The 22,479-nt window shown below is 43.3% G+C and carries 24 protein-coding genes; 14 read left to right on the top strand and 10 right to left on the bottom strand.

The features are described 5' to 3' along the window. Positions 1–30: 30 nt before the first annotated feature. The 4 genes from EV146_RS01565 to EV146_RS01550 are packed head-to-tail and all read right to left on the bottom strand — an operon-like array spanning position 31 to position 4,758. Entirely contained in the window at positions 31–1,203 is a 1,173-nt protein-coding gene (locus EV146_RS01565; RefSeq protein ID WP_132001061.1) for a YheC/YheD family endospore coat-associated protein, read from the bottom strand. Beyond that, positions 1,200–2,564, bottom strand: coding sequence for a YheC/YheD family endospore coat-associated protein (locus EV146_RS01560; RefSeq protein ID WP_132001058.1), 1,365 nt, complete (start codon positions 2,562–2,564; stop codon positions 1,200–1,202). The genes EV146_RS01565 and EV146_RS01560 overlap by 4 nt, the downstream gene beginning before the upstream one ends. Beyond that, positions 2,561–3,634: a YheC/YheD family endospore coat-associated protein gene (locus tag EV146_RS01555; protein WP_132001055.1), complete on the bottom strand. Its 1,074-nt coding sequence runs from the start codon at positions 3,632–3,634 to the stop codon at positions 2,561–2,563. The genes EV146_RS01560 and EV146_RS01555 overlap by 4 nt, the downstream gene beginning before the upstream one ends. Beyond that, positions 3,631–4,758, bottom strand: coding sequence for a YheC/YheD family endospore coat-associated protein (locus tag EV146_RS01550; protein WP_241993783.1), 1,128 nt, complete (start codon positions 4,756–4,758; stop codon positions 3,631–3,633). Before EV146_RS01550 ends, EV146_RS01555 begins: the two co-directional genes overlap by 4 nt. A 215-nt stretch (positions 4,759–4,973) precedes the next feature. Between EV146_RS01550 and EV146_RS01545 the strand changes: the two genes are divergently transcribed. The 4 genes from EV146_RS01545 to EV146_RS01530 all read left to right on the top strand — a co-directional run bounded on the left by EV146_RS01545 (position 4,974) and on the right by EV146_RS01530 (position 9,465). Beyond that, positions 4,974–5,333: a YlbF/YmcA family competence regulator gene (locus EV146_RS01545; RefSeq protein ID WP_121609696.1), complete on the top strand. Its 360-nt coding sequence runs from the start codon at positions 4,974–4,976 to the stop codon at positions 5,331–5,333. Between the two features lie 702 nt (positions 5,334–6,035). Further along, on the top strand, positions 6,036–6,905 hold the full coding sequence (locus EV146_RS01540) for a Cof-type HAD-IIB family hydrolase (RefSeq protein WP_132001051.1): 870 nt from the start codon (positions 6,036–6,038) through the stop codon (positions 6,903–6,905). A 125-nt stretch (positions 6,906–7,030) separates the two neighbouring features. Next, the gene (locus EV146_RS01535; RefSeq protein WP_132001049.1) at positions 7,031–8,542 is read left to right on the top strand and encodes a coproporphyrinogen III oxidase; all 1,512 of its coding nucleotides are present in this window, start codon (positions 7,031–7,033) and stop codon (positions 8,540–8,542) included. A gap of 125 nt (positions 8,543–8,667) precedes the next feature. Beyond that, positions 8,668–9,465 (top strand): enoyl-CoA hydratase, encoded by a 798-nt coding sequence (locus EV146_RS01530; RefSeq protein WP_181215894.1) that lies wholly within the window; start codon positions 8,668–8,670, stop codon positions 9,463–9,465. Positions 9,466–9,705: 240 nt separating this feature from the next. Here EV146_RS01530 and EV146_RS01525 read toward each other — a convergent pair whose 3' ends face one another. After that, positions 9,706–9,891, bottom strand: coding sequence for a YhzD family protein (locus tag EV146_RS01525; RefSeq protein WP_121609691.1), 186 nt, complete (start codon positions 9,889–9,891; stop codon positions 9,706–9,708). Positions 9,892–10,035: 144 nt separating this feature from the next. Between EV146_RS01525 and EV146_RS01520 the strand changes: the two genes are divergently transcribed. The 6 genes from EV146_RS01520 to EV146_RS01495 all read left to right on the top strand — a co-directional run bounded on the left by EV146_RS01520 (position 10,036) and on the right by EV146_RS01495 (position 18,115). Then, positions 10,036–10,935, top strand: coding sequence for an ABC transporter ATP-binding protein (locus EV146_RS01520; RefSeq protein ID WP_132001045.1), 900 nt, complete (start codon positions 10,036–10,038; stop codon positions 10,933–10,935). Next, the gene (locus EV146_RS01515) at positions 10,928–12,181 is read left to right on the top strand and encodes an ABC transporter permease (protein ID WP_132001043.1); all 1,254 of its coding nucleotides are present in this window, start codon (positions 10,928–10,930) and stop codon (positions 12,179–12,181) included. Before EV146_RS01520 ends, EV146_RS01515 begins: the two co-directional genes overlap by 8 nt. 318 nt (positions 12,182–12,499) lie before the next feature. After that, positions 12,500–13,726, top strand: a complete 1,227-nt coding sequence (locus EV146_RS01510) for a metallophosphoesterase family protein (protein ID WP_132001041.1) — start codon at positions 12,500–12,502, stop codon at positions 13,724–13,726. Positions 13,727–13,742: 16 nt separating this feature from the next. Then, entirely contained in the window at positions 13,743–16,748 is a 3,006-nt protein-coding gene (locus tag EV146_RS01505) for an ATP-binding protein (protein ID WP_241993782.1), read from the top strand. An 86-nt stretch (positions 16,749–16,834) separates the two neighbouring features. Further along, on the top strand, positions 16,835–17,779 hold the full coding sequence (gene yhaM, locus EV146_RS01500; protein WP_132001037.1) for a 3'-5' exoribonuclease YhaM: 945 nt from the start codon (positions 16,835–16,837) through the stop codon (positions 17,777–17,779). Positions 17,780–17,932: 153 nt separating this feature from the next. Continuing rightward, positions 17,933–18,115 (top strand): sporulation YhaL family protein, encoded by a 183-nt coding sequence (locus tag EV146_RS01495; RefSeq protein WP_132001035.1) that lies wholly within the window; start codon positions 17,933–17,935, stop codon positions 18,113–18,115. Positions 18,116–18,157: 42 nt separating this feature from the next. On the opposite strand, the gene EV146_RS01490 is transcribed toward EV146_RS01495, so the two are convergent. Continuing rightward, positions 18,158–19,033, bottom strand: a complete 876-nt coding sequence (locus EV146_RS01490; protein WP_121609684.1) for a peptidylprolyl isomerase — start codon at positions 19,031–19,033, stop codon at positions 18,158–18,160. Between the two features lie 187 nt (positions 19,034–19,220). Here EV146_RS01490 and EV146_RS01485 point away from each other — a divergent pair, with 187 nt between their 5' ends. Together EV146_RS01485 and EV146_RS01480 are read left to right on the top strand one after the other, a co-directional pair. After that, positions 19,221–19,301, top strand: coding sequence for a YjcZ family sporulation protein (locus EV146_RS01485; protein WP_121609683.1), 81 nt, complete (start codon positions 19,221–19,223; stop codon positions 19,299–19,301). A 94-nt stretch (positions 19,302–19,395) separates the two neighbouring features. Then, positions 19,396–19,479 (top strand): YjcZ family sporulation protein, encoded by an 84-nt coding sequence (locus tag EV146_RS01480; protein WP_082252812.1) that lies wholly within the window; start codon positions 19,396–19,398, stop codon positions 19,477–19,479. A gap of 74 nt (positions 19,480–19,553) precedes the next feature. On the opposite strand, the gene EV146_RS01475 is transcribed toward EV146_RS01480, so the two are convergent. Then, entirely contained in the window at positions 19,554–19,736 is a 183-nt protein-coding gene (locus EV146_RS01475; RefSeq protein WP_371862533.1) for a hypothetical protein, read from the bottom strand. Positions 19,737–19,916: 180 nt separating this feature from the next. Between EV146_RS01475 and EV146_RS01470 the strand changes: the two genes are divergently transcribed. Beyond that, the gene (locus EV146_RS01470) at positions 19,917–20,258 is read left to right on the top strand and encodes a DUF1878 family protein (protein WP_132001033.1); all 342 of its coding nucleotides are present in this window, start codon (positions 19,917–19,919) and stop codon (positions 20,256–20,258) included. Here EV146_RS01470 and EV146_RS01465 read toward each other — a convergent pair. Further along, on the bottom strand, positions 20,255–20,830 hold the full coding sequence (locus EV146_RS01465) for an HTH-type transcriptional regulator Hpr (RefSeq protein WP_121609680.1): 576 nt from the start codon (positions 20,828–20,830) through the stop codon (positions 20,255–20,257). The genes EV146_RS01470 and EV146_RS01465 overlap by 4 nt on opposite strands. A 220-nt stretch (positions 20,831–21,050) precedes the next feature. Further along, positions 21,051–21,434 (bottom strand): YtxH domain-containing protein, encoded by a 384-nt coding sequence (locus tag EV146_RS01460; RefSeq protein ID WP_132001031.1) that lies wholly within the window; start codon positions 21,432–21,434, stop codon positions 21,051–21,053. A gap of 223 nt (positions 21,435–21,657) precedes the next feature. Between EV146_RS01460 and yhzF the strand changes: the two genes are divergently transcribed. Continuing rightward, positions 21,658–21,888, top strand: coding sequence for a membrane protein YhzF (gene yhzF, locus EV146_RS28460; protein ID WP_479684627.1), 231 nt, complete (start codon positions 21,658–21,660; stop codon positions 21,886–21,888). A gap of 54 nt (positions 21,889–21,942) precedes the next feature. On the opposite strand, the gene EV146_RS01455 is transcribed toward yhzF, so the two are convergent. Beyond that, positions 21,943–22,461 (bottom strand): tryptophan transporter, encoded by a 519-nt coding sequence (locus EV146_RS01455; RefSeq protein ID WP_132001029.1) that lies wholly within the window; start codon positions 22,459–22,461, stop codon positions 21,943–21,945. Positions 22,462–22,479 lie beyond the last annotated feature (18 nt).

The raw sequence follows: 22,479 nt of genomic DNA, 5'->3' as shown, positions 1-22,479 counted from the left end.
GGGAAGGCCGTGCAATTCAATGTTATCTCCTTAGAAACCGGCTTTTAGAAATAGCAGCTCCATAATTTTGCTTGTTTTTCTTTGCTCAATGTCTTCCTCGTCAAAACTCATTGGCTTCGAGTTTACTTCGTAAAGAACATAATTTCCTCTTTCTGTTATTCCGGCATCAATGGAAAATTCACCAAAGTATCCGAGTTCCCTTGAAATCAGAAAGCCTACCTCCTTCACAAGCCAGGCGAAGAACTTGTCGTGTTCCTTCGTACGGACCCGCTCATAGGGAATCACAATGCCCCCATTCGGAACATGTGTCGTCAGGCTTTGTTTTTTCGAGAGACGGATTCCAACACCGGTCACCTTGTAGCCTTCTGGACTGTCGTGTGCGTGGATGCGAAAGTCAAATCGGCTGCCGTCCAGGAGGGCAGGGATTATTTCTGCCTGTGCGATATAATGCCGGTCCAAAATTTTTTGGCTTTTGGCAGTCCAGAAATCTTCAAAAGAAGAATATTCAAGCTTGACTGTATGGCTGGAGAGTTCCAGAATATTGCCTTTTACCAATCTTAAAGTGTATAACCCATCTCCTTGGGAGGAAAGTACAGGCTTTAGGTAAATATTTTTATTGCGATCGAAAAAGTCTTTCAAGCTCTCCATATCGTTTACCAGAATCGTTTCAGGCATGAGTGGGGCCAGCATAGGATGGGAGCTTACAAACTTATAGAGCTCATATTTATTAATGAAGGAAGGGTTAAAGAAGGGGATATTCCATTCCTGAAATAAGCTGGAGGCCTGGCTGTATGCCAGGGACTCCTCCGTTTTTCTCAGCGGGACCCGATTATAGACAACGTGGGGGAGAGGTGTCACTATCGGAATCCATTCATTTTTATCATTCAGATAGGTATGGCCTGAAATCTGGTTCCCGTTCAGCCCTTCAGGTGGAAAGACAATGGTCATTCCGCCTTTTGACAGGGCTTCCGATTGGAGTTTTTTAAAAAGGGACCTGTTGCCTTTGACAATGCCTTTACTCGTAATGGAGGTCATAATTCCAATCAAAGGTCCTGCATTTCCCTCCAGATTCAGCATTTCAAAGCAGTATTTGCCCGACCCTTGAATATCGGGCACTCTCATCCTGTTTTTGCCAAAGTTAATCTTGCCGTTGTTGCCGTCCTGGAACCAAATTTCCTGCCAAGGGTCATAATACAGCTTCATTTGAAGATTTCCTCGGGAGTGGTAATGGCTTTTTCCGTAAGATATACACCGTAGGCAAGGGACAGCTTTCTCGTGAGGAGATCAAAGTCCCTCAATGCTGGATGTTTAAAAATGGATCTTCCAGGTTTTGAATTGGCTTCAAATAACCAAACCCTTCCTTCTTTGTCTATTCCGAGGTCAAAACCAATTTCTCCAATAAACCCTTCAACCTGATGTTCAAGAATCTTGCTTAAATAAAGAGCTGTTTCTGATAGCTCTTTCCGGTACTGTTGCTGCTCTTCTGGGTGCTCAAATATTTCTTCGATCGTTTTTACTTCTCCGCCATTATGGATATGAGTGGTGGGGCTCCCATGCCCAGCCACTTTTCCAGCGATGGCGGCAACCTGCCATTCACCATTTTCATCTTTATTTGTGTGCACCCTGAAATCGACGAGGCGGCCGTCTGCCCTCAGCAGCTGAATTCCTTGCTGGACAACCATGGCAGCTAAATTTTTCTTGCGGAATACATGTTTCATCAAGACTTCAAGACTAGTAAACCTTCTGAGTCTGTTTTCTCCCGCAGACTCCCGGTAGCGGCAATAATAATGTCCCTGAAGCCGATCATATATGATTTGATGAACACCCAGCCCAAGACTCCCGTTGCTGGGTTTTATATAAATTTGACCGTAGTCTGCAAGCATCCGCTCCATAACAGAAAAGGATGTGAATGGGTGGGTTTCAGGCAGGAAGGAGCATGCGTAATCATCCTGCTGCAGCCTTTCGAATATTTCCACTTTGCTGAAAAACCCTGGGTTATACCAAGGAATGAGATAGTCTGTCTGCATGCGTTCTTTCAGTATTTTAAAAGCGGCCCTTTTTTCGCTCCTTCGGTTAGGTATCCGATCATACACAACATTCGGGAAAGGGACACTGATTGTAGTCCAGCTAGAGCCCATCAGGAATTGCCCTTTGATCATTCCCTTTTCCCAATCGATATGATCCTCTCCAAACAAAAAGGAAAGAGCCCCGACGATTTTGTTTACAGAGAGCAGCTTTGCAAAAAAGGTAGTCCTTTTCCCTACAGGGTTAAGGGGAAAGGAAGTAAATCCCGAGGTCAATATGCCGATTAAAGGGCCAATGAACAATGTCTGCGAGTCGATGAAAGCATGCAAGGATCCGTAAAGTTCCGGGTCGGGCAATAGCAATTCTGCCTGGATATCTTTGCTGATTACGATTTTCTGTTTGGGGTGCGGAACGCATGCAACCTCAACCATTTTATTTCCAAATGCCACCTTAACTGGCTGGGTGCTGCCTAAATCGGCGGGAATAAGGATTGTATTTTCCATTTGGCTGTTGATTTCAATCCGGTATTTTTTCCTCATGGCTTTGCCTCTCTTTCTCGCTTCGTGGAAAGAAGCCCTGCATATTCAAGCGGTGCTGCATAAAGTATTTCTTTTGCATCCGGGTTCGTTTCAAGCACGACTTTATGCCCTGGTTTCGAATTGACATCAAGAATCCATATGGAACGGTCTTTTGCAATTCCGATATCGATCCCAAGTTCAAAAAGAGGAGGAAACATTTCTTCCAGGAGGTGAGGAAGCTTTTTGGTCATATCATCTATTTCCTCATTCACTATATGCCGGTCTTTTGGAGGTAGAGTTTTTAACCAATGCTGGTAATCCTCTGTCTGGGCACCGGCACTAAGGTTGGACAGAATTCCCTGCGGCTTGCCTGCCCGGATTCCTCTTCCTCTTTCAACCCAGGCTCCATTACTGTCTTTTTGAAGGAAAACCCGGACATCAAAAGGACGGTCTTTTTGATCAATTAGCGGGAGAAACGGCTGCATTAAATAGTCTCTTGAAAGCAGTTTTCCAATCCATTGAACAGCTCTGTCTTCAGAGGAAAAGGAGGACTTCACCAGCTGCTGCTGTTCCATCGACACAGATATTTTTTCCTTTTCCTTTGTTATTCGTACAATCCCGCGCCCCCCAGAGCCTGACACAGGCTTTAATAGGATGTTTTTCTGTTTTTTTAAATAAGAAAGCACCTCTTTAGGACCATTTGCCTGAAATGTTCTCAGGATATAAGGGGCAAGCGGGGAGCTCGACAGTTTTTCGTAGAGCTCCCACTTATTCGGGAGCCCGCAGCCTAAAAAACATAAGTCTTCCCGGCTCTTCAGCCACTTCATAATGGCGGAGGAAGCCTTTGAGACAGGGCTGTCTCCATAAAAACAGCGGTCATAAAGAATAGGAGGAAGGGGAAATTCTGAATCTGCCCATACCTGTCGCTGGTGGTCAAATTTTTCGCCCGAAATTTTGTGGGTGAAAGGGTTCATGTTCGTAGGAGTAAATCTGTAGCATACCAGCCCATATTCCAATGAGCGTTTGGCGATTTCTGTAAAATAAACATTTTCGACCGCTGGATTTAGTGATATTAAACCAATGGCGTTCATTCTCTATCTCCTCCCTCAGCCCCAGATTGTCGGGAAAACAAACTGTGGCAGTATGCGATGATTGCTTTGGCGGATGGGCGGATTTTGCTGGCTTCCTGTTCGAAGTTTTTAGAGGGTTTAGAATTTGCCTCGATTACCCAAAGGTTCCCATCCACATCCACCCCAATATCAATACCTAGCTCCGCTATCAAACCTGGGGCGTTCTCACTAATGCAGTCGGCTGCTTCAAGAGCCAGTTCCTTTAGCAGCCTCAGTTTTTGAATTCCTGCTTTTCTATTAAAATAAGCACTTAGGATTTTTAAAGGTGATACAATTTCACCGCCTCGGGCAAGGTTTGCTGTAAAATGATTTTCCGCACTTAATCGGCCAACAGCCGAGGTGACCTTCCATTTCTCATTAGTCCCTCTGTGGCATAGCACCCGAATATCTATGACTCTATCCTCGATTCCCAGCAGTGGGATCCCTTGCTGGATGAGATATAGCTGGTTCCCGACTTTTTTCTGCACTAAACTGATAAGGTCCTCAATGTCCAGAGCTCCGGAAGGCCCGGCTTCCGGCTGCGAAGAAAATGATACCAGCAGCTGATCTTTCTGTGTGGTAATCCTGATAATGCCTCTGCCTTGGCTCCCTGATAAAGGTTTAATAAAAACTTCAGGATAGAGTGTGAGCATTTTTCTCAGCGACTTCTCAGAATATAGACAGGTATCTGGAAGAAATGGCTGGAGATTCTTTTTTTTGGACAGCCATTCATGGACCTCCCATTTTGTTAAAAATCGATGATTGAAAACCTTTATATCCAATTTCTTTGAGATCTCCAAAAATGCAGAATACCTTTTTCCCCTCTCGGTTTTTCGAGAGGGAATCCGGTTATAAATTACATCGGGAAAAGGGAGCTTTGACTTTTTCCAGGAACCCCCTTCAAAATGGAAGCCAAATATACCATCTATAGTAAAATCCTTTAGAGAGAAAACATAAAACAATCCCCCTGAATCGATGACCAGCTTGCACAGTTCCTCGCAAAAACCATGGACCCGGCCGAAAGTAGGTTCGTTGCTTTCGGAAAGAGTAATCTCCGTCAGGACTGCAATAATGGGGCTGGCATGGTTATTGACCGCATGATCCATCAATAGACTCTCCTCATCTTCGGTTAAAATAAAATCTGCAAAAAGTAGGCCATAGCTGATACCTTATCGTATGATACAGGGCGTTGGATGGTGCTTCGGCTCTATTCAGGGCAGGGTGTTCCAGAGGAGCGGAGCAGCAATTTATGAACTTCTCGCAATTGGGCGCATACTTTGTTATAGTGTAGTGGAGTTCCGAATGGAAAAGGAGTGTTAAGATGTCAGTAAATCTATATGATGCAGCTTATGAAATGGAAAAGGCGATTCGTGCCAGTGAAGAGTTTTCTGGCTTGAAAAAGCTTTATGATGATGTAAATAGTGACGAATCAGCACGGAGAATGTTTGAAAACTTCCGCAATATTCAAATGCAGCTGCAGCAAAAGCAAATGATGGGCCAGGAAATTTCCCAAGAAGAAGTTGAACAGGCGCAAAAAACCGTTGCCCTTGTTCAGCAGCATCAAAAAATTTCTCAGCTGATGCAGGCAGAACAGCGGATGAGCACTGTGATTGCCGAAATCAATCAAATTATCATGAAGCCGCTTGAAGAGCTTTATGGTGCACCTGAACAAAACCAATAATGATGAGATAGCAAAAAGTGTCCCAAATGGGGCACTTTTTTTTATTGCGCAGCCTCGCATCGCAAATCTGCCAGCTCATCCTCGATTAGATGGCCAGGGAGGGAGGAATATGATCCGGAAGCAGAAAATTGCCAGAAAGGAAGCTTGCGTACATTGGGAGCCCATTTTTTGTAAAATTCATGTGAGAGTCCGCGAAAGTCGGAAGCATCATTTTTATGTAGGCAGGTCTAGTAGGGCAGGTTCTATGAACACCGGAGTCACCATTTGCAAGAAGGAGAGTAACGTAGAGCAGGTCTACGAACCCAGTGTCACCATTTACAAGAAGGAGAGTAACGTAGAGCGGGTTTACGAATCACGGAGCGCCGTTAGTAAGAAAGCAGGTAAGGTAGAATAAGCTCGATATACCCCGGAACACCAGTATTGAAAGAGGAAAGGTCAAGGAGAACATGCCTGCTAACCACAGAGCCTCAATATCCACTGGGAAGCCAGGTGAAACACTGTCCGGCCCTTGTAAAGGCGCTTGTTAGGGATGTAACCTCAATTACTTGGAAGAGCTGCATCGGTCACAGAATTCCCTTTTTATCCGGCTTCAATAGGGCCGCCAGGGTTTTGAACAGGGGGCATCGCAGACTTGTTCTAAGATCCCAAGGATTTTCATACAAATAGGTAAGACAGAAACATCACAGAAATGGGGGCCACAGTATGATTTACCGTCTTCTAGCCTTGAATGTGGATGGCACCGTTCTCCAGTCAAATGGAAGAATCCATAAATCCACAAAAGAAGCAATCGCCTATGTTCAGCAAAAAGGCGTTTATGTCACACTGGTCACATCGAGGAGTTTTCCCTCAGCGAGAAAAGTGGCAAAGGCGCTTAAAATAAACTCCTATCTTATTACCCATCAAGGAGCATATATTTCTTCCGAACAGGGAGAAGCAATCCTGACCAGGCGGATTCCGGAGGAGATCACCTATGAGCTAGTTCGGTTTCTTGAAGGTTTCCCGTGCCAGATCCGCATTGTTCATGATGAATTTTCATTGGCCAATAAGTATAAATTAAATCATAACCTGCTTGCAAAAACGGTCTTTACAACAGGTGATCCGTTGTTCTATTCTCAGCAATTTGTCGATTCCATCAGTGAAACTTTGACTGATGACCCAATATCAGCTCCGAAGATAGAAGTGTACTTTGAATTTGAAGAGGATCTCGTAGATGCCGGCGATGCTCTTTCCTCCATGTTCTCTGAGGTGAACATGACAAAGCTTAATGATTTTAGACTGGATATACTTCCCCAGGGAGTTTCGAAGCTGAATGGGATGATTTCGTTGGGTGAGCATCTTGGTGTAGCTTTAAAAGAAATGGTCACAATCGGCGACGGGATCGATGATATCGACATGATCAGAGCATGTGGACTTGGCGTCGCTATGGGAAATGCAGAGGTGGAGGTAAAGATGGCTGCCGACTGGGTGACAAGGACCAATAATCAAAACGGTGTCGCCTATATGGTCAAGGAACATTTCCGTAAGCAGCAGCCGATCGAATTCTTGCGGAAAATGAATATTATAAAAAAATAGCAAACGGCCTGCCTGCATATTTCCTGGCAGGCCTTTCCAGGCTATTAGTAAGCTTTGCCACTATATTGACCTTGCTCAGTGGATTCTGTAAACTTAAGGCAGCATATTTTAAAAAGGTGATATAATTGTATATTTTTATAGAAGGCATGAGAGATGAACGGTTCGAACGTCCATTGCAGCTGATTGCAAATCTGTTCTTCGAAGAACCCGAAATTACATTTGAGAAGACCGAAAGACAATATGATGCAAGAATTCAGTTTTCATTGACAACAGGGAGCAATGCCGAGGTCCATGCCGTGCTGTCTGCTGGTGATGCAACATATACGGCAGAATATACGAATGAGCTGCCAGCTGGCTTAACAGAAAAAGAACAATTCAGGCTTGTTAAAAATGCGGTTTCCCATGCATACCTTACTGTTCTCCAGGATTGGACAGGCACTATACAAAAATGGGGCATATTGACGGGAGTCCGCCCGACCAAGCTGCTTCATAAAAAACTGCATGATGGAATAGATGTAGAAACCGCACACAGGGAACTTGCCGAGGAATATTTGATTACTCCGGAGAAAATTGACCTTATGCAGCGGATTGTGGATCGCCAGCTATCCGTCATTCCGGATTTCTATGATTTGCGAAACGAAGTAAGCATCTACATCGGCATTCCATTCTGTCCTACAAAATGCGCCTATTGCACATTCCCGGCTTATGCAATTAATGGCCGGCAGGGTTCTGTAAACAGTTTCCTTGGCGGACTTCATTATGAGATGCGCGAAACAGGAAAATGGCTAAGGGAAAACGGGATCAATATCACAACGGTCTATTATGGAGGAGGGACACCAACCTCCATTACCGCTGAAGAAATGGATATGCTTTATGAGGAAATGCACACCTCTTTCCCGAATATAGAAAATATCAGAGAAATCACAGTTGAAGCAGGCCGTCCAGATACAATCACTCCTGAAAAGCTTGATGTCCTGAATAAGTGGAAAATTGACCGAATATCTATTAATCCTCAATCCTATATCCAGGAGACGCTAAAGGCCATTGGGCGGCACCATACCGTTGAGGAAACGGTGGAAAAATACCACCTTGCCAGAGAGATGGGGATGAACAATATTAATATGGATTTGATCATTGGTCTTCCGGGTGAAGGCACAAAGGAGTTCACCCATACGCTCAATGAGACGGAAAAGCTGATGCCAGAATCGTTAACAGTCCATACATTATCCTTTAAGCGCGCCTCGGAAATGACGAAGAACAAGGAAAAATATAAGGTCGCCGGCCGTGAAGAAATTGAGTGCATGATGGAGCTTGCAGAAGACTGGACGAAGAAGCATGACTATGTCCCATATTATTTGTACCGGCAGAAAAACATCCTTGGAAACCTTGAAAATGTAGGTTATTCAAAGCCGGGAGAGGAAAGCCTCTACAACATCATTATCATGGAAGAACAGCAAACCATCATTGGACTTGGCTGCGGGGCTTCCAGCAAGTTTATACACCCGGTAACCGGGAAAATCACTCACTTTGCCAATCCAAAGGATCCGAAGACATATAACGACAGTTTTACTGATTATACCGAAAAGAAGCTCGAACTATTAAAAGAACTGTTCCATAAAGAAAGCTCCCAGTCCTAAGGGAGCTTTTCTTTATGTAGGCACAAATTCTCAGAATAAAACGTTAAAATTTATTGAAGTAATCTGACAAATATATAAATCATGGCTATTCTTCTTTATAATAAAATTAAAATGAAATTGGGGGGATGACGGTGACGAGCGATTTCAATAGCGGGCTCATCAGGGTAAGTGCTGAAGCCGGGGTAGCCATGGTTGAATTAAACCGGCCAGAGTCATTAAATGCACTTAACCTTGAGATGATCAAAGGTTTGTGCTGCAGTTTAAAGGAGCTTTGCAGTTCCGATGAGGTGGAAATTGTTGTATTAAAAGGAGCGGGCCGGGCTTTTTCCGCTGGCGGCGATATTAAGATGATGCTGGCGAAAGGAGATGAAAGCGATTTCTCCGAAGTGATGGACAGCATAAATGAGCTTGCCGTTACCCTTTACAGCATGCCTAAAATTACGTTAGCAGCCATTACTGGGGCGGCAGCGGGCTTAGGGTTAAGCCTTGCATTGGCCACAGATTACATCATGGCAGAAAGAGAGAGCAAGCTGGCCATGAATTTTATCGGGATTGGGCTGATTCCTGATGGAGGCGGACATTATTTTATGAAATCAAGGCTTGGAGAAACAAAGACTAAGCATTTGATTTGGGAAGGAAAGCAATTGACTGGAGCAGAGGCACTTGATATGGGACTGATTGACGAAATATCCGATGAGAACCTTGAGGAAAAGATTGCACAGAAGCTTGGGGAGTGGCAGCAAAAACCGCTTCAGGCGATGATCAAAACCAAGAAGATTCTCGTTGAAGATAATCGGGCCTCCCTGTTGAAAACACTTGAGCTTGAAAAGTATGCTCAATCGAAAATGCGCCAGACCGAGGACCATAAAGAGGGAGTTAAAGCTTTTCTGGAGAAGAGAAAACCAAATTTTATAGGAAAATAGAATTGGAGGCCTGGCTTTGAGTATAGGCGCGAAGAGTGGCGAAGATTGTGGAGAGGGCAACACTGGGGCGGTGAGAGCTCTTCGCCGCCCGCAGGCATGAAATCAACAGACTGCACACAAGTTTGAATCTAGCATTTCTGGGCTTTTCGCGAAAGTCTGCCGTAAAAAACTATATATAAGCCCAAAAAGGGTTCGGAATAAGATTATTCCGAACCCTTTTATCGACAGCCCGGCCCGGCTTTAAGGGTGGAACAGAATCAGTTTCCCCCTTGGAGAGGTGCAGCGGTGGGTAGAGTCAAGAAGCTCTTTCTCCGAGAGTCGTTTAGTTCCGATTTTCTTTGCATCTTCATCATTTTCTGCCTGAAAGGATTCGTCAAGGAGCTTTTCACCATCAGATTTAAAAGCGGTCAATTTATAGGTGTCCACAACTAGTACCCCTTTCGTATTTTCATTAGTTCCACTACTATTCTCGCATAATTTTGAATAGTGGGCAAATTGGTAGATGGAATAAAAATGGAACCTTTTCGGAATTGAACCGTATAGTTTATTGGCAAAGGAGGGGGAAGAAAAATGGCTTTGATCCTTAAAGAGGTTACAAAAAGATTTGGGAATTACACGGCAGTCGATGGTCTTAATCTGTCCATTCCCGATAGAGAAATGTTTGGCTTCCTGGGGGCAAACGGTGCGGGTAAGACAACCACCTTCAGGATGATCCTTGGATTGCTGGACCCAACAGCAGGGAAAATCACCCTGGATGGAAAGGCGATTGACTATTCACAAAGTTCAATGATCGGTTACTTGCCCGAAGAGAGGGGACTATATCCAAAACTTAAAGTGGTGGATCAAATTGTCTACCTTGCGAGGCTGAGAGGAATGAAAAAACAGGCAGCCATTAAGGAGCTTGGCTATTGGCTGGAAAGGTTCAGGATTCCTGAGTATTTCGATAATAAGATTGAGGAACTTTCGAAAGGGAACCAGCAAAAAATTCAATTTATAGCAGCGGTCATCCATCGGCCAAAGCTGTTGATTCTTGATGAGCCTTTTAGCGGACTGGACCCGGTGAACGTCGAGCTGTTGAAGGATGCAGTCATTGAGCTTAAAAATTCGGGCACCACCATTGTGTTTTCCAGCCACAGAATGGAACATGTCGAGGAAATGTGCGAGTATCTGTGCATCATGCAGAAAGGAAAGCCCGTCGTCCATGGATCCCTTAAAGAGATTAAACGGTCGTTCGGCAAGAAGAATTTAGTCATCCATGCTGATTTCGATGTTTCTTATCTTCAAAGTTTTCCAGGAGTAGTGAAAGCAAAACAGACGCCGGAAGGGATCTATCTCCAAATAACTGGGGAAGAGGCAGCGCATGGAATTTTCAGGGATATAGCCGGGAAGGGCTTTGTTCGCAAATTTGTCCTGGAGGAGCCCTCTTTGAATGATATTTTCATTGAAAAGGCAGGTGCTTCCTATGAATAATTTTTTTATCATTCTTTTCCATACATATATAAGCAAGCTAAAAACAAAATCGTTCATTGTGACAACCATCTTAACTGCCGCCATAATGGTAGGTTTAACAAATATGCCCAGAATCATTGATTTCTTTAATGAAGGGGAAGAAAACAAGAAGGTTGCAGTAATCGATGAATCCGGACAATTATTCGCCCCTCTTCAAGAACAGGTTAAAGGGGTCAACAAAGAAATAACGCTTGCCCGCTTTGAAGGGTCTGTGACGGAAGCAGCGGAGCAGGTGGAAGACGGTAAGTTTACTGCGATTCTTCAGGTGGAGTTATCGGAAGGCAATCTCCCGGCAGGTACTTACAAGGCAATGAGCATGGCCGATACGGCTCTTGCGGCTGACCTGCAAACCGGCTTACAGCAGTTAAAGTCTGTAATGGCATCTTCGCAGCTGAACCTGACAGAAGCGCAGCTGAGTCAATTGTATGAACCAGTGGCTTTTGAAAAAGAAGCACTTGAAAAAGAGGCAAAAACGGAAGAGGAACTCAATCAGGCCAGGGGACTGGTTTACGTTCTGCTGTTTGTCATCTATTTTTCAGTAATCATGTACGCTAATATGATTGCGATGGAGGTGGCCACAGAAAAATCATCGCGGGTTATGGAAATCCTGATTTCCAGCGTCTCGCCAATTAAGCAGATGTTCGCTAAAATCCTGGGGATCGGTCTATTGTCCTTAACCCAGCTGGCTGTATTTTTACTGGCTGGTTATTTCTCCATCAAGCAGAATTTGGCATCAATGGAGGGAGGATTTTTTGAGTTCTTCGGGTTCGGGGAGGTTCCCCTTGGAACCATTATATACAGCGTGGTGTTCTTCATCCTTGGCTATTTCCTCTATGCCACACTGGCAGCCTTCCTTGGCTCACTGGTCAGCAGAATAGAGGACGTTCAGCAAATGATTACACCGATGACCCTTCTTGTGGTCGCCGGGTTCATGATTGCCATGTTTGGCCTTAATCAGCCTGAAGCACCATTTGTTACGGTTACATCGTTCATTCCTTTCTTTACCCCAATGCTCATGTTTTTAAGAGTAGGAATGCTCAATATCCCTTTATGGGAAACCGCTTTATCATTTGCCATCCTCATTGGGACCATAATCTTTCTCGCCATTTTTGGTGCAAGGGTTTATAGAGGAGGAGTATTGATGTACGGGAAGTCCAATTCCTTTAAAGATATTAAAAGAGCTTTGCAATTAACGAAGAAACAGTAAATTAGCAAATTAAAAATATCTATCTTGTCGGGCTTGCCTAAGCCTGGCTTTTTTTTATTTAGTATCGACCGCCTCCTGTAAAGTCCCATTTACGGGACTAAACTTCTAATGAAAAATGAACGCATTGATTTATTCAGCTGTTACCTTTCTGCTTCATTATATAGTCAGAAAACAATCCAGAGAAAGCCATATTCGAACTCAGTTTGTTACAGGGCTTTTGCGTATGGGGGGCCAAGTTTCGCCGGCATATGGATAAGAACGTGCATTCGCCTTTTGGAGGTGGTAAAATAAGAGAAAAGAATGTGAAAGGAATCCAACATGAAAAAGGTTACTTTTTTACATTGTGCAGACCTGCATCTGGACAGTCCGATGACGGGACTCAAGCATCTCCCGGAAAGAATTTTTAAAAGACTGCAAGAGAGTACGTTCAAGTCTTTTACCAATATAGTGAACATCGCCATTAAGGCTGAGGCAGATATTATGATCATTGCAGGCGATATTTTTGATGGAGAGGACCGGAGTCTGCGTGCCCAGGCCAGGTTTCGGAAGGAAATGGAAAGACTGAATGATCAGGGAATACCGGTCTACGTGATTCACGGCAACCATGACCACTTGGGAGGCAAATGGCCGAAACTGGAACTCCCGGAAAATGTACATGTTTTTGCCAGCGAGGTTGAGATGAAACAATATGTCAAAGAGGATGGAACCATTGTCAATCTATATGGATTCAGCTATCCTAAAAGGCATTTGACGGAGAGATGGATAAATCAGTACCAAAAGTTCGGGGAAGCAGATTTTCATATCGGTCTCCTCCACGGCAATTCAGAAGGGGCAAGCGAACATGGGAATTATGCGCCATTCAGTCTGACAGAGCTTCAGGATAAACAGTTTGATTACTGGGCGCTTGGACATATACATAAAAGAAAAGTCCTGTCCAACGATCCCCCCGCCATATATCCCGGAAATCCTCAGGGAAGGAATAGAAAGGAAACAGGCAGCAAGGGGGCATACCTTGGGGAGCTCAGCGAGGGCGGAGCCCAATATGAGTTTATTGAGGCGAATGATGTCAAGTGGCTGGAACTGAGGATTGATGCCGCTTCTAGTAAAAGCAGCAGTGAGTTGTACGATCTTTGTATACAATCGATGGACAAGGTCCGGTCTGAAGGGGCGGGAATTGTATTAACAATGGAAATCAGCGGGACTGGGAACCTTTCAAAAGAAGCAGTGGAACTCGTTGAGAGCGGGGAGCTAATGGACGCCCTGCAGGAGGAAGAAAAGAACAAGGAGAACTTTGTCTGGCTCAGGCGATTGTCATTTTCAGACTCCGCCGGCATCAGTCGTACACAGCTGGCAGCACAGGGTGAATTTTATGAAGAGCTTTGCTCAAAAATCGACAGCTTCAATGGCTGGGATGAGGCGCTGCAGCCATTATACGGGCATAGTCTGGCAAGAAGGCATCTTGGGGAAATTCCACCTGAACAGAAAGAGGAAATTCTCAGAGAGGCAGAGCAAATCTTGTTTGCCCTTCTATTGGAAAAAGAGTGAAAGGAGAGCCAGCTTGATGTACATAACGGAAATACATATTTATGGCTATGGAAAGCTTGAAAATATAAAAATAACCGCACTTCAGGACTTTCAGGTTTTCTATGGTGAAAATGAGGCCGGAAAATCCACGATCATGTCTTTTATCCACAGTGTTTTATTTGGGTTTCCTGCCAAACAGCAGGCCGAGCCGAGATATGAACCCAAAAAACATTCAAAATATGGAGGTCTTATCAAGGCAAGGCATCTTGAAAAAGGAACTGTGATCATTGAGAGGGTGAAAGGCAAGGCAGCAGGCGATGTAACGGTTTCCCTTGAAGATGGGACAATCGGCGGGGAAGACTTGTTACATGAATTAATGGGGGGGATGGATAAAGGGACGTTTCAATCCATATTCTCCTTCAATCTTAAAGGACTGCAAAATATCCACCAGCTAAAAGGAGAAGAGATAGGCAGGTATTTATTCTCGGCAGGAGCATTGGGAACCGATAAACTCTTGAAAGCCGAAACCCGGATTCAGAAGGAACTCGATCACCGATTCAAGCCTGGAGGGAAAAAACCGGTTTTAAATGATCAGTTAAAAGAGCTGAGAATGACCTATGAGGCATTAAAAAAAGCGGAACAGGAAAGCGGAGCATACGAAAGCCTCACTCTTCAAAAGGAAGAGACTGAGCAGAAACTTAAGCACCTTGATCAAAAGAAGCAAGAATCGGAGAATAGCATTTCCAGACTGAACGAACTCTTGCGTGTGCAGCCTCTTATGGCAGAGGAGCGTCAATTGACCAGCCAGCTGGATAAGGATGGAGAAATCATATTTCCTCATGACGGGATCAACCGGCTGGAGCGCATTGCTGATCAGCTAAAACCAATTCAGGCCAGGATTTCCTGGCTGGAGGACCGGGCAGCAGCCATTGGTACAGAAGCCAGGACAAACAAACCAGACGAAGAATTGCTTGAACAAGAGCTTACTATTTCTGCGCAGCTTGATAAGCTGCCGGATTATGACCAGCTGAGGAGGGAACGAAGCAGTCTGGAATTGAAACTGGAGGAAATTACCGAAGAAATTGAAAAGACCAATGATCGGCTGCATGTCGATTTTAACGAGGATACAATCTCTCAGGTAGATACCAGTGTGTTTATTGGCGAAAGGGCAGAGGAAGTCCAGCTGCAGCAGCAAAGAATGGAAGAACGCCGGCTTGCTCTTGAAGAAACCTTCCAGGAAGAAACGGCGGCTATGGAGGCTCTCGAAAACAAGGCGGCAAGCCTAAAAGACAGACTGCTCGATGAACAAAGCAGGAACAGGCTGGCAGAACAGGCCAAGATTGTCAGCCAGAGGGAAAGTCTGAAGGCGGAAATCGATCAGGTCAGGGAACAGGCTGCCGCGATAAAAGCAAAGCAGGAAAAGGAAAAGAGTAAAAAAACAGAGGAAAAGAAGGTACAGAACCTTCAAACCGCCCTGCTGGGCACCATTTTTTTGATTATTGCCCTGGGAGGTCTATGGGGCGGACAATTGTTTTTGTCTGTTGCTGGGTTTATTGGTTTTCTTCTGATAGTAGTGATGAAGCTGCGTTTGCATGGAAAGGCTGCTGAATTTAATGAGGACGGCGGCGGTCTCTCAGAACTGTACAAGAAGGAACAGGCCTTGATCGAGAGGCTAAAGGAGTCTGAAGGAAATAATGGGAAGGCAGCAGAGGAGGCTCTTGCAAAGGACGAGATATTGCAAGGGCAGTACCGGGATCTCCTTTCAAGGCTGGAACAGCAAAACATCCGCTATGAGAGAGTCATCCAGTTATTCGAGCAGTGGGAGCTGGAATGGAGTGAGTTAAACCAAAGGCAATCCGAGCTGGCCCAAAGCTTTTTGTTGAACAGCAGCACAAGGGTTAAAAAAATATATGATACATTCCTGGTGATTGATCGCCAGAAACAGTTATTCAGGGAGAAAAAAAGGATACAAGAAAGGCTGGAACTAATAAGTAAAGAGGAGAAAGCCATCTCTTCCAAGTTAGAAGAACTGGCTGGAACCTTTTTAGACAACCCTAATCTTCCTCTTCATGACTCTGCTGTCCTGTTAAAGAAAAGATTACGGGAGGAAATCGAAAAAGAGGCGAAATACCGGGAACTGCAGACTAAGCTCCTTGAAATTAAAGAGGAATGCTCCCGGCTAAAAAAAGAGGTTTTACAATTTCAAGAGGATAGAAACAATCTCTTCCGGCTTGCAAGGGTTCAAAATGAGGAAGAGTTCAGGAACCAGGGCATTAGACATGAACAAGCTGAAAAATGGAAAGAAAGGCTGGCAGATATTGCTCTTCAGCTGGATGTTGCTGGTGTAATCCTTCATGATAGGCGAGCTCTTAATATGCCTGCTGAGCTCAAAGAGGAACTGGAACGGTCTAAAGCTGAAGTGCAGATGGTACAAAAAGAACAAAATAACTTAAGGGACAGGCTGGCTGAAATCAAACACCGTATTGCAGTGCTCGAAGAGGGAGGCAGCTATGCAGAGCTTCTTCACAGGTATAAACAAATGAGGTATGAGTTTGAGGAAGAAGCAAAAGAATGGGCAAAATATGCACTTGCAAAAGAGGTGCTGAACAGGACGGTCGAAGACTACAGAAAGGAACGGCTGCCCAAAATGCTGGCACATGCTGAAAAAATTCTTCAGCGGTTGACAAATGGGGAATACATCAGGATGATTCCGCAGCTGTCAGGAAGCGGTTTTATAATCGAAAGGAAGGACCATACCTTGTTCGAGGCTAATGAATTGAGCCAGGCTACCGCGGAACAGGTATATGTTTCGGTCAGGTTAGCCTTGACAAGCACACTCATTTCCCGTTATCCTTTCCCCATCATTATTGATGACAGCTTTGTCAATTTTGATAAAAAACGGACAAAACGAGTGATTGAACTGCTAAGGGAGTATACGGGGAATCAAGTATTGCTGTTTACTTGCCATGATCATCTGCTAAAAGAATTCCAATCTGGAGAAGTCTTTAACCTGAACCGAAAAACGGAATTCCTGGCCAACTAGTTAACTATAAAGGAGGTTGGGCAGTTTTCTTGGAAGCCAGATTGATATGATATACTCTTTATTAGGGAAGGAGAGTACAATTTTATATGAATAAAGGGATACTTGATTATGAAGTAGGAGAACAGGTAGAAAAGTTCCTCCTAATAAAAAATGCGACAAAAGGGATTGCCAGTAATGGGAAGCCTTTTTTAACTCTGATTCTTCAAGATCAGAGTGGAGATATTGAAGCGAAACTATGGGATGTTTCCGATGGGGATGAAAATACCTACAGTGCTGAAAAAATTGTAAAGATCATGGGTGATATCCAAAACTACCGTGGACGGACACAGCTCAAACTAAGGCAAATCCGGCCAGCAGGACCAGCAGATCCTGTGAAATTAGCTGATTTTCTTGAGACTGCCCCGCTTGAGAAAGATGAGATGATGTCAAAGATCACTCAATATATATTTGATATGAAAAATCCAAATATCCAACGGATTACTCGTCATCTGTTAAAGAAGCATCAGCAGGCATTCTTTGAGTATCCTGCCGCCACAAAGAACCATCATGAATTTGTTTCGGGGCTTGCTTATCATGTCGTTTCAATGCTTGATCTTGCAAAAGCAATTTGTAGTTTGTATCCAAGCCTTGATAAGGATCTGCTTTATGCAGGCGTGATCTTGCACGATCTTGGCAAGGTCCATGAATTATCCGGTCCAGTTGCCGCTTCTTATACTATTGAAGGAAACCTCCTTGGCCATATTTCCATCATGGTGAATGAGATAGGAAAAGCTGCAGAAGAGCTTGGTATATCTGGTGAAGAAGTCGTGATCCTTCAGCATATGGTCCTCAGCCATCATGGTAAGGCTGAGTGGGGAAGCCCAAAACCGCCATTAATTAAAGAAGCCGAAATCCTTCATTATATTGATAATCTGGATGCGAAAATGAATATGCTTGACCGAGTGCTCAGCCGGGTTAAACCCGGAGAATTTACCGAAAGAGCTTTTGCGCTGGATAATCGTTCATTTTACAAGCCGTTATTTCATAAGTAAACTGCTACTCTTAAAAAGAAAGCTTCTATATAATTGGAAGCTTTCTTTTTTTGAATGAATAAAAGAAAGTTTACTAACAAAAGTCATATTTTTCCGGCATCCTCATATCTATTAATAACCAATAGGACAACCAATAGCAAGGAGGGAATGTCGATGACTGTACCCATTTGGGTGTTTGCTGTAGCGGCAGGAATCTTGATAAGCGCGTTTATGGCAATAAAGACGGGAAAAGAGGAAAGGAAGGGTGAAATGGAAAGCATTGAGCGAGAAGGTGAAATTTATATGAAGCGCCTTGAAAAAGAAAAAGAAAAAAAGCAAGGCTCGATGGGTGCATAAAAAAAGGGTTCCGTGACGGAACCCTTTTCTCATGCTTCATTTTTATTTTTCAGCTGATGCGGATTTAGATTCTGATGGCATTACACCTTCAAGATCCTTGTCCTTGATTTTCACATCGGCATCCTTTAGTTCCTGTTGAAGAGTTTCCTGCATTTTCGCAGCATCCACTTTGGAAAGCTTCAACTCATATTCAAGGTCTGCTTTCATATCTTCATATGATTTCTTATCTTTCTTCTCTGTAACCTTAATGACATGCCAGCCATGCTGGGATTGTACCGGGTCACTGATTTCATTTACATCAAGGGCATAGGCAGCCTCTTCAAATTCAGGCACCATTGCTCCAGGACCGAAGAAGTCAAGGTCTCCGCCTTTTTCCGCAGAAACGGTATCAGTTGAATACTCTTTTGCAAGATCTTCAAATTTCCCGCCTGATTCAAGTTTGCTTTTCACTTCTTTTGCTGTTTTTTCATCTTTTACAAGAATGTGGCTTGCACGAATCTCGGGCTGATATTCCTCGTACTTTTTCTTTAGCTCGTCCTCGGTGACTTTAACATCCTTCAGAGCTGCTTTTTCAATAAGGAGCTGATCCTTAAGCAGTTTCTTCAGCTCATTTTCATCTTTAAGCTGGTTCTGCTGAAGGACAAGGTCAAAGTTGTCTCCAAGCTCGGTCTTTAGTTCCTTAACCTTTTTGTCGACCTCTTCGTCTGTCACTTTATATTTGTCTGAAAGGACTTTTGTATATAGAAGCTCTTGTAGGGCTTGTTCACCATATTTATCCTTCATTGCTTCATAAAGATCATCTTTAGTGATATCTCCGGCATCAGACTGGACAATAACTTCTGAGTTCTCATTGCCGTTACAGGCTGTTAACGTTAGCACTCCCGCTGCAAGGGTAATGGGCAGGATCCATTTCTTCATGCTGAACAACTCCTAAACAATAGTTTTCTGATTATTATCTATTTCCACAAGTTTTACTATAACACAAATATAGGTTTAGACAAAAAGAATCTTTTTAAATTTTAGTTTTAACCTTCTGGGCAAACATCCAACCAGATGAAACACGGCAGTCATAGACTAACACGAATAGAAAAAAGGAGGTATTTTTATGGGCCACAACAATGCAGGGTTCGCGTTAATCGTTGTCCTGTTTATTTTATTAATTATTGTCGGTGCAGCATACTGCTAACAAAGAAAATCAATTTTTATCAGGATAGTAGCCTATGCGTTCCGGGGATTTGCTGAATAGGATATGTTATCAAACACTGAAAGGAGGTGTCAGTATGGGCGGAGGATACGGTGCAGGCTTTGCGTTAATCGTCGTGTTATTCATTCTGTTGATCATTGTAGGTGCAGCTTGGCTATAAGATGCACTCATGATTAAAGGCTTCTCCGAGCGAAGGGGAAGCAAAAAAGCGGCAAGGGCATCCTTGCCGCTTTATTATGTAGTGAACATAATTTCAACAAACGACGAGATTAAAAGGATTGTGACAAGGATATTGATTGTCCGAAAGACCTGTGACTGCCGCTCTTCCGGTATTTCCTTTTGTTCACAGAGGGAATCTGTTAATTTGTTGATAAAGAACAGGATGAAGCTGGCAAATATTATGAATACAATAAAAATGGAGATCATCCAAGAATCCCTCCTTTTTCAGACTTATTATGTTAAATACAATATCAAATATTTATTAAAAAAGATAGTTTTTTATAGCCCTTAAAAAACCCTTAAAATCAAATACAAAACAGACCGTGAAAAATGGTAATATTATGTACATACGCATTTTATGATTAAGGGGACTGAAATATGAATTATCACGAAATAATGGAAAGATTGAAAATGCTGGAATTTCACCAGAAGCTGCTGTTAAAAATGGTCAAAGAAACCAATCTGGGCTTCTACCGGCTGATTGTAGAAAAATCACTCACTCAAACGGAAGTGAATGATCTTTTGCTTGCATGTGAGAATCTGAGCAAAGATTTGCAAAAACAGAAAGCGGAAGGGTTCGTGAATTTTCATCCGCTTTTCGATAAGTTCAATGCCATTTTGCCTCCCAAGCTCCGCTCAGGGGAAATCATACCTGCATGCCTTGAACAAGGATTGTATGTTCCCCTTATGATGGAATTAAAACGATATTTAAAAGACTAGACCAGTTCTTTGGCAGCAGGTTCCTTCTTCCGAATTTTACCATCTTCCTCAACAAACCCGCTCTCAATATTGGTGAATGATTTTTCAAAGATTTCCATAAAATCATCACCATAAATATTGCGGATAATTGCCATGATCTCAATGATATCCGGAAACTTTCCATACAGCTCTTTCAATGGCATTGCGCCTGAAAAGACGGCATTTTTATCAGGCTGGTAGCTTTCCATCAGCTCCAGCAAAATAGCCTCTCCCTGTTCGGTTAGCTGAATATAAGTATTCCTTTTATCGCTTTCCTTCTTAGAGAATTGCAAGAGTCCCCTTTCTTCCAGTTTTTTTGAGAAATTAAAAGCGGTTGACACGTGCATTACCCCAAACTTGGCTACATCGGAAATGGATGCACCATTTAAATGATAGGCTATCCACAAAATGTGATGTTCATTGATGTTCAGGTCAAAAGGCTTAATCCATTGCTGCCAATCTTTCTCGATGGATTTCCAGAGAGCCTTGCTTAACTGAGCAACCCTTTGACTGAATATCAATGCTTCCTTAACTGAATAATTTTTTTCTGTCATCCCCATATTCACCTACTTTTATGATTCTATTAACATTATGCCAATAAAACAATAAATAATAAAGATTAATTTACTAAATTTTTAGAAATTATTTTCTTTTTCTTATATTTATATAAGTTTTACTGGTAATTTATGTATTAACCTTGGTTTTGTCCATTTTAAAAAGTCCTTCTCTCCCGTGCTCATTAGGAAGAGAAGGACACCATTCATCTTCTGTGAATTACTGCGCTGCTTTTTCTTCAGCCTTGTTTTCGGGAGAAAGGTCTTTCTCAAGCTCCTGAATCGTCTGTTCTATTTCTTTCACCTCTTTTTGGAGAGCGGTTTTGTTTTCATCGGTACTCAGTTTCCATTCATACAGAGACAGTTTGATATCATGAACAAATTCCCCGAGTACGGTCTTTCCTTCTTTTGTTGCCGTTGAGACTGAGTCCTTTATTTGCATTAGACTATCCTTTAGCTCTTTGAGTTCGGCTGTGTAGACATCTTTATGGGCCTTAAGCTGTCGGCGTGTTACTTTTCCGGAATCTGGGGCTGAAAGGAGGGTGGCGATACCTGCAGCTGCACCGCCTACAAGGAAACCCAAAAGTAATGATCTTGCTTTCATGTAAACCACCTCAATTTCTTTTATATTTATTTTCGGCAGCCAAGGGTCAAAATCCTTTTTCCTGGCAGAGAACGTAAATGTTTTCTGGCAAGTCTTCATCTCGGATTGTATTATGGCGTATACCTTATTTATTTTCCTAATATACATGAATTAAACCGTCTTGTGAAAATGGCAGCGCAGAAATGAAAATTTATATACTTTTTCACAGGGAGGCAGGTATTTAATAATTTTCATCAGTATCCAGTGGGGGCGAAGGAGGCGAAACGATATCCTTACTCTATTAACCTTTATCCTTAGCGGGGCATTTTTTTTCGGGATGTTTCAATGCTTGGTTCTAACTCATAAGCCTGGCATTTATCCGCCAAAGAAACGTCTGAAGAGAAGGGCAGGAGTTCTTGCAGCAGGGGGAGGGATTCTGCTGATCCTGGGCATGATATTTTCTTTATTTTCATAGGGAGGTGCAAAAAAAAAGGAACCCGTTATTCCCGGGTTCCTGAATAATTTTGCATTAATGAGTCTGAACAAGCTTTGTTCTTCTAAAAATTGTTGATGCAACTGGAAACAAAATAATCATAAATACGGTGTTGAATGCAGCTGCAGGAAGAACTGCCAGTGTGAACATGCCTACAAACGCTCCCGGCAAGCCCACGATGAAATAGGCAGAAGTCAGGAAGATGATTCCCGAGACAATTGTACCGACTGCAGTCAGGATTGCGGCTGTAATGACGGAGCCGCTGAACCTTTTGACAGCCTGCAATAATCCGAAGAAGATGAATGCAGTAACCATTTTGTCAATGAGGTTTGGGATTTGACCGCCTGGCATACCGGTAGTCATGGCAGATAATATGCCTGTAACCAACCCAAGCAGCAAGACGCTCTTCTTGTCAGGGAAAAGGATAATCCCCAAAAACATCATCACCAGCATCATATCCGGCTTCATTCCCAGGATGAAGGGAGGTACAACTGTGTGCAAGACTGCACCCATCCCCGCTAACAGTGCAAGTGCAACAAGATTTTTCGTATTCATTTCTCAACTCTCCTCTGC

This window comes from Mesobacillus foraminis, assembly GCF_004340465.1.
GTDB classification, from domain to species: Bacteria; Bacillota; Bacilli; order Bacillales; family Cytobacillaceae; genus Mesobacillus_B; species Mesobacillus_B foraminis.
This window is presented reverse-complemented; position numbering and strand designations above follow the sequence as displayed.